Annotated in this window: 11 protein-coding genes and 2 tRNA genes; 10 read left to right on the forward strand and 3 right to left on the reverse strand. The window is 68.0% G+C overall.

Features of this window, described 5'->3' with window-relative positions; translation table 11 throughout:
* From VGR37_24430 to VGR37_24455, 6 genes are all read left to right on the forward strand, one after another.
* The coding region (locus VGR37_24430) for an N-acetylmuramoyl-L-alanine amidase (protein ID HEV2150569.1) at positions 1–784 on the forward strand (784 nt) is incomplete at its 5' end.
* 108 nt (positions 785–892) lie between these two features.
* The gene (gene pyrF, locus VGR37_24435) at positions 893–1,621 is read left to right on the forward strand and encodes an orotidine-5'-phosphate decarboxylase (GenBank protein HEV2150570.1); all 729 of its coding nucleotides are present in this window, start codon (positions 893–895) and stop codon (positions 1,619–1,621) included.
* A complete protein-coding gene (locus tag VGR37_24440; protein ID HEV2150571.1) occupies positions 1,618–2,070 on the forward strand; it encodes a hypothetical protein in 453 nt (150 codons plus the stop codon). Before pyrF ends, VGR37_24440 begins: the two co-directional genes overlap by 4 nt.
* 73 nt (positions 2,071–2,143) lie before the next feature.
* Positions 2,144–3,118 (forward strand): mechanosensitive ion channel domain-containing protein, encoded by a 975-nt coding sequence (locus VGR37_24445; protein ID HEV2150572.1) that lies wholly within the window; start codon positions 2,144–2,146, stop codon positions 3,116–3,118.
* A 224-nt stretch (positions 3,119–3,342) separates the two neighbouring features.
* Positions 3,343–4,320, forward strand: coding sequence for an IS1595 family transposase (locus tag VGR37_24450; GenBank protein HEV2150573.1), 978 nt, complete (start codon positions 3,343–3,345; stop codon positions 4,318–4,320).
* A gap of 330 nt (positions 4,321–4,650) precedes the next feature.
* Positions 4,651–5,391 carry a hypothetical protein gene (locus VGR37_24455; GenBank protein ID HEV2150574.1) on the forward strand — a complete coding sequence of 247 codons (741 nt, stop codon included), beginning with the start codon at positions 4,651–4,653 and terminating at the stop codon, positions 5,389–5,391.
* Between the two features lie 60 nt (positions 5,392–5,451).
* On the opposite strand, the gene VGR37_24460 is transcribed toward VGR37_24455, so the two are convergent.
* Positions 5,452–5,537: transfer RNA gene (locus VGR37_24460), tRNA-Pro, on the reverse strand.
* 173 nt (positions 5,538–5,710) lie between these two features.
* Entirely contained in the window at positions 5,711–6,451 is a 741-nt protein-coding gene (locus VGR37_24465; GenBank protein HEV2150575.1) for a DUF5343 domain-containing protein, read from the reverse strand.
* Between the two features lie 176 nt (positions 6,452–6,627).
* Between VGR37_24465 and VGR37_24470 the strand changes: the two genes are divergently transcribed.
* Entirely contained in the window at positions 6,628–6,849 is a 222-nt protein-coding gene (locus VGR37_24470) for a hypothetical protein (GenBank protein HEV2150576.1), read from the forward strand.
* A 173-nt stretch (positions 6,850–7,022) separates the two neighbouring features.
* Here VGR37_24470 and VGR37_24475 read toward each other — a convergent pair whose 3' ends face one another.
* A complete protein-coding gene (locus VGR37_24475) occupies positions 7,023–7,610 on the reverse strand; it encodes a hypothetical protein (protein ID HEV2150577.1) in 588 nt (195 codons plus the stop codon).
* Between the two features lie 133 nt (positions 7,611–7,743).
* On the opposite strand from VGR37_24475, the gene VGR37_24480 reads away from it, so the two are divergent.
* The 3 genes from VGR37_24480 to VGR37_24490 all read left to right on the forward strand — a co-directional run bounded on the left by VGR37_24480 (position 7,744) and on the right by VGR37_24490 (position 9,750).
* Positions 7,744–8,085: a hypothetical protein gene (locus tag VGR37_24480; protein ID HEV2150578.1), complete on the forward strand. Its 342-nt coding sequence runs from the start codon at positions 7,744–7,746 to the stop codon at positions 8,083–8,085.
* A gap of 81 nt (positions 8,086–8,166) precedes the next feature.
* The gene (cysS, locus tag VGR37_24485; protein HEV2150579.1) at positions 8,167–9,612 is read left to right on the forward strand and encodes a cysteine--tRNA ligase; all 1,446 of its coding nucleotides are present in this window, start codon (positions 8,167–8,169) and stop codon (positions 9,610–9,612) included.
* Positions 9,613–9,677: 65 nt separating this feature from the next.
* Positions 9,678–9,750 (forward strand) — tRNA-Thr (locus VGR37_24490).
* Positions 9,751–9,991 lie beyond the last annotated feature (241 nt).

Here is a 9,991-nt window from a genome sequence, read left to right on the forward strand (position 1 = left end):
GAGCCGGGCCGCGGAGGCGGCACCCCCGCGCCCGGCACGGGCGCCGGTGCCGGTGCGGAAGGAGCAGCCTCCGCAGAAGCGGCTGGTGGTGGTGGACGCCGGGCACGGCGGGGTGGATCCGGGCGCGGCGGGGCCGGGCGGCGCCCGCGAGAAGGTCATCACCCTGGCGGTGGCGCGCCGGCTCGCCGAGATCCTGCGGCAGAACCCGGAGTACGAGGTGCGGATGACGCGCGACCGCGACACCCTCATCGCCCTGCGCGACCGCACCCGCCTCGCCAACGGCTGGCGGAAGGAGGGGCAGCCGGCGCTCTTCATCTCCATCCACTGCAACGCCAACCCGAGCCGCGCGGCCCGGGGGTTCGAGACCTACTTCCTTTCCGAGGCGAAGACGGCGGACGCCAAGCGGGTGGAGGAGATGGAGAACGCGGCGGAGAAGTACGAGGCGGACCACGGCGCGAAGCGCGACCCGCTCAGCTTCATCCTCCACGACCTGCGCCAGAACAAGTACCTGCGCGACTCCAACGACTGGGCGGGGATCATCCAGGACGAGCTGCACCACGTGCACCCGGGCCCCAACCGTGGGGTGAAGCAGGCCGGGTTCTACGTGCTGAACGGCGCCTTCATGCCCGCGGTGCTGGTGGAGATCGGTTTCATCTCCAACCGGCAGGAGGAGGAGATGCTCCGCTCCGCGCGCTACCAGGGGCTCATCGCGGAGCGGCTCGCGCGCTCGGTCGACGCCTTCTTCGAGCGCGACACCGGGCGCGTGGCGGCCGGCGGGCGGTAGCCGCAGCCGGGTCCGGAGCCGCGCGCCACGGGCCGCCGGGGGATCCCCCGGCGGCCCGTCGGGTAATCACCGGCACAGTTCGTCACGCCACCCAGGAGCCGAAGCCCGATGCACCACCCGCCCGTACCCATCGTCGCGCTGGACGTCCCCCGCGCCGAAGACGCCCACGCCCTGGTGGAGCGGATCGGGCCCGCGGCGGAGTGGGTCAAGGTGGGGCTCCAGCTCTTCACCGCGGAGGGGCCCGCGGTGGTGCTGGGCCTGCGGGAGCGGGGCCTGCGCGTCTTCCTGGACCTGAAGCTCCACGACATCCCCAACACCGTGGCGCACGCCGTGGAGTCCGCCGCCCGCCTGGGCGCCGACCTGCTCACGGTGCACGCCTCCGGGGGGAGCGCCATGCTCCGCGCCGCCCGCCGTGCCGCGGGGGAGCGGGGCGGCTCCGGGCCCCGCCTCTTCGCCGTCACCGTGCTCACCTCCCTCTCCGCTCCCGAGCTGGGGGAGGCCTGGGGGCGCGCGGAGGTGTCCGCTCCGGAGGAGGCCGCCCGGCTCGCCCGGCTGGCCGCGGACGCGGGGATGGACGGGGTGGTGTCCTCCGTGCACGAGGCCGCCCGGATCCGCGAGGCGGCCGGTCCGGAGCTGGGGATCCTCACGCCGGGGATCCGCTTGGCGGGGGACGCCGCGGGCGACCAGGCGCGCGTCGCCACCCCGGCGCAGGCGGCCGGGGCGGGGGTGGAGTTCGTGGTGGTGGGGCGTTCGGTGACCGCTGCCCCGGACCCGGCCGCCGCCTTCCGCGCGGTGCTGGAGCAGCTCGGCGGCGTCGCGGCCGGAGCGGGGCGATGACCATGTGCCTGATCCGCCTCCTGGCGCTCCTCCTCCTGCTGGCCGCGCCCGCCACGCTCCAGGCGCAGGAGAAGCCGGTCGCGGCCGGCCTGGAGAGCTTCATCGCGCGCGTCGCCCGCCTCTGGGAGGCGGAGGACGCCGCCGCGCTGGCCGCGCTCGCGCCGTCCACCGGGCGGATGGTGCTGGAGGTGCCCGGCGAGGGGACCGGCCCGGTGCAGGAGCGGCACGCGGCCGCGGCGCTCCGGGCGCTCTTCGCCGAGCGGCAGAGCGTCGCCGCCCGCCCGGGGCGCGTGACCGTGGCCGGCGGGGATCCGCTCCAGGGCTTCGGGGAGATCGCCTGGCGCTCGCGCTCGCGGGGGGTGAGCGCGCCCCGGGCCTCCACCGTCTACGTGGGGGCGGTGCTGGACGGCGGTGAATGGCGGATCCGCGAGCTGCGCGTCCTCCCCTGAGGCGCGCCGCGGTTGACACCGGGGGAGCCGGCGGTCTAGGATTGCCGCTTCGGCGGCGGAGCTTCCGCCGCGGGTGCAGACCGTCTTCGCCGCGATGATCCAGACCGACTCCCTCGTCGAGGAGCTCACCGAGCGCGTGCGGACCGAGTGGTCCGACATCTTCAACTGGCCGGAGCTGACCGCCACCGGGCTGCGGGTGCTCGCGGCCTTTGTCGTCGGATGGCTCGCCTTCTGGGCGCTCAAGCTGCTGCTGCGGCGCATCGAGCGCTCCATCGAGCCCAGCGAGAGCGGGCTCCTGACGGTGCAGGAGCAGCGCAGCAAGACGCTGCTCAGCCTGGTGCGCAGCATCGGGATCGTGGTGATCATCGTCCTGATGATCTTCATGGTCCTCGGCGCGCTCGGCGTGAACGTCGGCCCGCTTCTGGCCGGCGCGGGCGTGATCGGCCTCGCGGTGTCCTTCGGCGCGCAGTCGCTGGTGAAGGACATCATCAGCGGGCTCTTCATCCTCTTCGAGAACCAGTACGCGGTGGGCGACGTGATCCGCCTGGACACCGGGATCTCCGGGGCGGTGGAGCGCATGACGCTCCGCGTGGTCGTCCTGCGCGACGTGTTCGGCGTGGTGCACATCGTCCCCAACGGCGAGATCAAGCGGGTCAGCAACCTGACGCGGACCTGGTCGCGGGTGGTGCTGGACGTGGGCGTCGCCTACAAGGAGGACGTCGACCGGGTGATGGAGGTGATGCGGGACGTGGGCCGGGAGATGTACGAGGACCCCGAGTGGAAGCACTTCCTGGTGGAGGAGATCGTAGTGCCGGGGGTGGAGGCCTTCGCCGAGTCGTCGGTGAACATCCGCATCATGGCCAAGACGGTGCCGCTCAAGCAGTGGGACGTGGGGCGCGAGCTGCGCCGCCGGCTCAAGCGGCGCTTCGACGCCGAGGGGATCGAGATCCCGTTCCCGCAGCGCACGGTGCATTATGCCGCCGAGTCCGTGGCGTCCGGGCTCGCCGGGAGCGGGGCGGGGGACGGCGGAAGGAAGAACGTAGAATGAAGAATGTAGAAATGGGGGCCCGGGCGCTCTCGCGCTTCCCGCGGGCTCGATGTCGCCGGGCCTTGCTGCCGACGACCGGGAGGTAGGTCCCGCGCCGCGCGGATCTGCCCTCCCGCTTTCTTCATTCTACATTCTTCATCGGAAGTATGTACTTGACGCACGGGCATCCGGCGCTTAGATTGGAGACAGGTTGAAGGAGCGTCCACCTGTTCCCGCTCAGACCGATGCCGCGCAAGGGTCCGCACACTCCGGTTGCCGAAGGAAAGTCCGCGATCATCCGCGCTCTGCCAAAGGCGTGCGGCGACGAGGCGGCGGCGGTGGAGTTCCTTGAGGCGCAGCGGTGGGGCGACACCCCGGCCTGCCCCCGGTGCGGCGACACGGACGTACGGAAGATGCTGGACAAGGAAGGGAACCGCAACGCGCGGTATCTCTGGAAGTGCGCGGGCTGCAAGAAGCAGTACACGGTCCGCGTGGGGACGGTCATGGAAGACAGCCCGATTCCGCTCCGGGTGTGGTGCTTCGCCTTCTGGCAGATCAGCGCCGGGAAGAAGGGCGTCAGCGCCATGCAGATTCACCGGCAGACGGGCGTCAGCTACAAGTCCGCGCTCCTGATGATGCACCGGATCCGGCTGGCGATGGAGGACACCAGCGGCTACCCACTGAACGGCGTAGTCGAAATGGACGAAACGTACGTGGGCGGCAAGCCCCGGAAGGGCGACGGGAAGGTGCACAAGCGCGGCCGGGGGACCAGCAAGCAGCCCGTGGTTGCGATGGTGGAGCGGAGCACGGAGGGCCGGAAGGGGAAGGTTCGCACCCGCGTCGTCGCGGACGTGCGGGCCGACAACTTGAAGGCCGCGCTTGAGGAGTGCGTGCACAGCTCCGCGAACCTCGTTACCGACGAGTACCGGGCCTATCCACCCGCCGCGAAGGGGTACGCCAGCCATCGGACCGTCACGCACTCCGCAGGCGAGTACGCGCGGGTGGACGAGGACGGTTTCAACGTGCACAGCAACACGGTAGAGGGCGTGTTTTCTCTGCTCAAGCGGGGGATCTACGGCATCTATCACAACGTCTCTCGGAAGCACCTGCACCGCTACTGCACAGAGTTTGAGTTCCGCTACAACACGCGGGACCTTGAGGACGGCGCCCGAGTGGTGCAGGCGATTCGGAGCATGGAGGGGAAGCGGCTCAAACTACGGTAGACGGTGTACCAAACCGGGCACATGTTGCATGGTTGCATCAAGCTTGGAGCGCCTACATTGGATAGATGCTAGCTGACCCTTGGACCACCTAATGGTACACCATTTGCGACGACAGTGGGCCGTCGTCGAAACCCTTGACAAAGCGCGGGGAGGCAGATAGCGTATTCGCCCGTGAGTTGAATGGGCATGCGATCACTCCCCGGCGCGCAGAGCGAGGAGGCTATGATGGGAGGAGACGGCTAAGGATCCGATCCGCGACAAGGAAATCGGAACGCACCCCATCAAGGGGCGATAGACAGTAGTTGCTATCGCCCCTTCTTCTATCCTACGATGCGAAAATTCCTCAACGAGTGGCTTCAAGCCATAGCGGCGTTGGCGTCTATCATTGGCTTAATCGTGGTCTTTATCGTGGACCAATGGGCGGCGTTGATTGCGCTGTGTGCGATCATCATCTTCCTATCAGCGACGCTGTGGAAGATATATCAGGTGCTTAACTCCTTCGTGGCCGTGCGGTACCCGGCGGGGTATTCTAGCGTATCGACGTTCATCCGATACTCGACCTCGGACGGGAATCGGCTCCGGTATGAGGTGTACAAATACATCCAGTGCCGCCAGCCTCTGATGACACGGTTTGACTACGAATTCAAGTGGTCCGGCACGCACCCGCCGGCACTCGCGTCCGACTTTCAGCGCGTTGGGGAAATCACTCCTGGTGACGTGGGCGGATATGACAAAGTCTGCTTGGAGTTCCCGACACCCCTTCGGTACAATCAGGCGGCGCTGATCCATCTCGCTATGAATCTGGACGACGCGGATCGCAAATCCGAACCGTTCATCAGTACAAGGGTTTCAGAGCCCCTTCAACTGCTCCAGTGGCGTGTAGAACTGCGCCACACGGGCAAGGGTTACAAGAAGACCGCGCGGGTGCTCAAGCAACGGCTAGACTCGAAATTCAGTCCTCGTGCAGTACAGATCGGAACAGTCCCCTTCGATCCCGTGTCGAAGTCGTTTGAGTACCACATTTCTAATCCCGAGCCGGGGTATCACTATCGCCTCGAATGGGACCGTTAGGACAAGGTAGCTGTTGACAAGAACCCCCGCACCGCCCAGCGTAGAGCGGTGCGGGGTATGTGCGGGCGACGAGACTCGAACTCGCAAGACCGGCCAAGGTCCCCCGCTTCCAAGGCGGGGAGCGTCTACCGTTCCGCCACGCCCGCGCCTCGTCTGCGGTGGGGTAGGATTGGACCCCTACCCGAACCCATGCTCCGGAAACCCACTGCGGGGGTTGGAATCCCGCAGTGTCTCCTGGCCGGGAGCACGGCACCACAAACGGGCGTGTGTTGGACCTGCCCGCCGGGCCTCCCTACCGAGTGCCCGGCGGTTCCTTCCCTCAGACCTCAAGCGGCAGCCGCTCTTGCTCCTCCCGGATCGGATAGCAGAAGTCGAGGACGGCTTCAAACGTCTTGAGGAAGCGGTCCCGCCTCGCTTGGGTCCAAGCGTCCCCCTCGGAGGGAAGCGAACTCAACAGGCCCATTATTGCCGGCGGGAGAGCACCAACGTCCTCCCTCGGCGGTGGCGGCGCCCCCTTTGGGGGATCCGTCCGGCGCTCCGTCTGTCGGGGGCGGGACACGGGAGCGGGGGACCGGGGACGACTACGGGCAGCGGGAGGCGCCGTGCCGTCCCCGCCATTTCCGTTGGTCGCCGGTTTCCTCATTCCGGCGTGCTCCGCGAGCCCTAAGAACAGCGTCACCATCCGCCCTTGCTGGCCGCGCGGCTCATATCCCCGGAAGGCGTCGCGGATCGCGTCCTCGCTATCCTCCGCCGGGTCCACGTACGCGAACACGTCCGGGTACACGCCACGAAGGTATTCCGCGAACCGCTCTTGGTACTCGTCGGTGCGGGCGAGCCGAAGCGCCTCCAGATGCTCTGTCGGGTTCCCCTGCTCGTCAACTAGGTCGAGCATCCGCAGGGAGTTGAACGTCCGGTTGACGAGACTGTCGGAGACGCCCGCACGCATGAGTACGTCGCCGTCAATTGGAACCTGAAGGCCCCGGTTCCGGTAACGGTCGATGACCGACAGCACGGCCGCAGGGGGGCCATAGGGTCCCGGCCCGTTAGTGTGTACCGCCATGGCTTCCTCCGCGTTACGAGTGGTGAGGACAAATTAGCGCACACGGTAACGCACGTCAAGGTTACGCGTGTTACCGGGTTACGTCCCCGCCGCCAGTTGGCGGCTAAGGTGTTGCCAGGCGGCTATTTAGCAGCTATCTTGCGAATCGCTGGACACACCTGTGCCGGAGGTGAGCAATGATTCAGATGCTCGGAGGGAGCGCCCCGCTTCCCCGACTGGTGGAGCGGATCGCGGGCAACTGGTTGGCACTTAGCCAACCGGAGAGCCGCTATCAGATTGGAGTGATTGGTGAGACGCGCGAGGATGCCGTTCAACGCTTCTGGGAAGCCGCAGGACGGTGGGACGACATCCTCGGAGGAGAGCGGCCCCAACCCCGGAGGGAGGATGCCGAAACCTGAACCGCAGCGCCCCGATGTGGCGCACGAACGGGAGCCAGACCCAAGGGAACGGCTCCTCAAAAGTGACCTGACGTTTGAGGAGTTGACGCGGAAGATCCTCAACCAGAAGCCCCCCGCCGACGGCTGGACCGATCAACGGGGGGAGGAAGAGGACGAGCGGAAGCGGTAGAGCCCTACGTGGGCTCCTCCGCTTCTTCCTCGCCGCGGTATCTCACCCTATGGATCCGGTGCGCCGGGTAGTACGTGGTATCGTGCCAGACTCCCCGGCCGGAAGCGATCTGCTCCACCACGTCGCGCGGGTCGCCGGGGAACGGCTGCTCCGGGATGACAAGCGAGCTACCCCGCGAAAGCTCCAGCACGGCGAAGGGCGCCCGGTATTCCTGCTTCGCCCGGTCATACGCCACCACGGTGCCGGGCTGCTCCAGAAGCCAGCCGGGAGCCGGGAGTTGCGCCCGCCCGTATAGCTGGCTCAGGTGGTCGGTAATCGCCCGCCGCGCTTCCTCCCGGAACGCCGGTGCGATCTGTTGTAGCAGCGCCTCCAGCACCACGCCCCCCGATGCGGGATCCTGCTTGGGCGCCCACTCCCGCGCGTACCACGCCCGGAGCTTCGTCCAGGTCGTTTGTCGAAGCTGCTCCCCGTAGAGCGCCTTCTGTATCCCGCCCGTACTCATCCCCACCGCACGGCCCAACTTCCGGACCCCGATCTGCTCCGCGGCCTTCTGAGCCGCCGCCCGGATCTCCGCTTGCTCCGGCGTGTCCATAGTGTCTACCTTGTTGCGGGTGAATCGGCCGGCGCGTAGTATCTCCAGTGTACCCGACTGAGAATCGAACGCTTCGAACGGTGCAGGATACGCCGCTGCCACTCGCCGGTCAATGCCGACGAGTAGCGGGGGTGTGCCTGTCGAGACGCTACGCGCGTCCGTGCGGGCCTACGCGGAGGACGTAGGCTATCGCACGGCTGCGGAGCAGGTCGGTATGTCGTTGGGCGGGCTACACGCCTTCATCGGGGGCACGGTGCCCCATGAACGCACGATCAGAAAGTTGCAGGCGTGGTACGTCGCCACGGCCGGGGAGCGCGGGGAGGAGCTGACTCCGGAGCTGGTCCGGACCGCGCTCGGCTTGCTGGTACGGCACCTGCCGGAGCGGGACAGAGAGGACGCGGTACGAGGGATGCTGGCGGACCTGCGGAAGCGGACCGAAGCAGCGAAAGCCCCGGTGCCGCGCTGGCTCAGGTAGCGCACACCCGCAAGGCGTTCACGGGGCGCCGCTTAGAGGTGTGCGCCAAGTACATACTTCCGTTCTTCATTCTCCATTCCCATGCCTCTCCGCTTCTACAACACGCTGACGCGCCGGCTGGAAGACTTCCTCCCCCTGCGCGAGGGCCACGCCGGCATGTACGTCTGCGGGCCCACCATCTACGCGCCGCCGCACATCGGCAACCTGCGGACGTTCTTCTTCGCGGACGTGCTGCACCGGTACCTGGAGTACCGGGGGTACGAGGTCCGGTTCGTGATGAACCTGACCGACGTGGACGACAAGACCATCCGCGGCGCCAACCAGAAGGGCGTCCCGCTCGGCGAGTACACGGAGGCCTTCGCGGACCTCCTCTTCGACAACTTCCGCACCCTGGGGATCGCCCCGGCCGACGCCTACCCGCGCGCCACCCACTACGTCCCGGGGATGATCGACCTGATCCGCCGGCTGGAGGAGCGGGGGATCGCCTACGCGGCGGAAGGATCGGTCTACTACGACATCTCCAGGTTCCCGGAGTACGGGAAGCTGTCGAAGGTAGACCTGTCCGCCGGGCGGCGCGGGGAGAGGGTCGCCAGCGACGAGTACGAGAAGGGCGACGCGCGCGACTTCGCGCTCTGGAAGGCGGCCAAGCCGGAGGACGAGGCGGTGGGCGCGGTGTGGGACACGCCCTGGGGACGCGGGCGCCCGGGGTGGCACATCGAGTGCTCGGTCATGAGCATGCAGGAGCTGGGGGAGACCTTCGACATCCACGCCGGCGGGGTGGACCTCATCTTCCCCCACCACGAGGACGAGATCGCGCAGTCGGAGGGCGCGACCGGGAAGCCGTTCGCGCGGTACTGGCTGCACGGCGAGTTCCTGCAGATGGAAGGGGAGAAGATGGCGAAGTCGGTCGGGAACGTCGCCAACCTGCAGGACCTGGTGGCGGAGGGCGTCCGGCCCTCGTCCATCCGCTACCTCTTCCTGACGGCGCACTACCGGAGCAAGCTGAACTTCAGCCTCGACGGGCTGAGCGCCTCGGCCGAGGCGGTGCGCCGGGTGCGCGACACCCGCAACCGGCTGCGCGAGCACCCGGCGGCCCTCCACCCCGGCGCGGACGACGTGCCCGTGCTGCACCGGGCGGCGGACACGGCGCTGGCGAAGTTCGCGGAGGCCATGGACGACGACCTCAACACCAGCGTCGCCCTGGCCGCGCTGCACACCTTCGTGCCGGAGGTGAACGCGCGGCTGGATGGCCTCGGGACGCGGCCCATCAGCGAGGCGGAGCGGGACGCGGCGCTCGGGGTGTTCGAGCGGCTGGACGGGGTCTTCATGTTTCTCGCCCTCGCCGACCGGGAGGACGTCGTGGACCCGGAGCTGGCCGCCTGGGTGGAGGAGCGGATCGCCGAGCGGCAGGCGGCGCGGAAGGCGAAGGACTTCGCCCGCTCGGACGCCATCCGCGACGAGCTGGCGGGGCGGGGGATCGTCGTGGAGGACACGCCGCAGGGGCCGCGCTGGAAGAAGTCGGCTTGACCCAAACGGGGCTGTGGCTTAACTTTGCTCGCTTGCCCGGGGAGATCCGGACAGGCGGGCGTTCCGCCACCTTAGCTCAGTCGGTAGAGCAACGCACTTGTAATGCGTAGGTCGTCGGTTCGATTCCGACAGGTGGCTCTGAGCGATAGGTCGCACTTCGCGAATACCCGACGAGAACGGCATCCCTTAATTGGGGTGCCGTTTTTCGTTGCGGGGGTGCGGGACGGCGTGCGAAGCTCATCCCGAATCCGGATGGTGTCGCGAGTGGTCGGCGGGGGGAGGCTCCCCCGGCGGTGCGAAACTCGCCCGGCCGGCGGAGCGAGACGGGGTTGCCGCGCGGGCTCACACAAACGCACCGCCTGCTGAGCCTCCCCCCGCC

Source organism: Longimicrobiaceae bacterium (genome assembly GCA_035936415.1).
Taxonomy (GTDB): domain Bacteria; phylum Gemmatimonadota; class Gemmatimonadetes; order Longimicrobiales; family Longimicrobiaceae; genus JAFAYN01.

Coding starts and splice junctions, on each gene's coding strand:
- VGR37_24440 (HEV2150571.1), top strand. CDS start 1,618: ATGACCATGTGCCTGATCCGCCTCCTGGCGCTCCTCCTCCTGCTGGCC.
- pyrF (HEV2150570.1), top strand. CDS start 893: ATGCACCACCCGCCCGTACCCATCGTCGCGCTGGACGTCCCCCGCGCC.
- cysS (HEV2150579.1), top strand. CDS start 8,167: ATGCCTCTCCGCTTCTACAACACGCTGACGCGCCGGCTGGAAGACTTC.
- VGR37_24470 (HEV2150576.1), top strand. CDS start 6,628: ATGATTCAGATGCTCGGAGGGAGCGCCCCGCTTCCCCGACTGGTGGAG.
- VGR37_24465 (HEV2150575.1), bottom strand. CDS start 6,451: ATGGCGGTACACACTAACGGGCCGGGACCCTATGGCCCCCCTGCGGCC.
- VGR37_24475 (HEV2150577.1), bottom strand. CDS start 7,610: ATGGACACGCCGGAGCAAGCGGAGATCCGGGCGGCGGCTCAGAAGGCC.
- VGR37_24450 (HEV2150573.1), top strand. CDS start 3,343: ATGCCGCGCAAGGGTCCGCACACTCCGGTTGCCGAAGGAAAGTCCGCG.
- VGR37_24455 (HEV2150574.1), top strand. CDS start 4,651: ATGCGAAAATTCCTCAACGAGTGGCTTCAAGCCATAGCGGCGTTGGCG.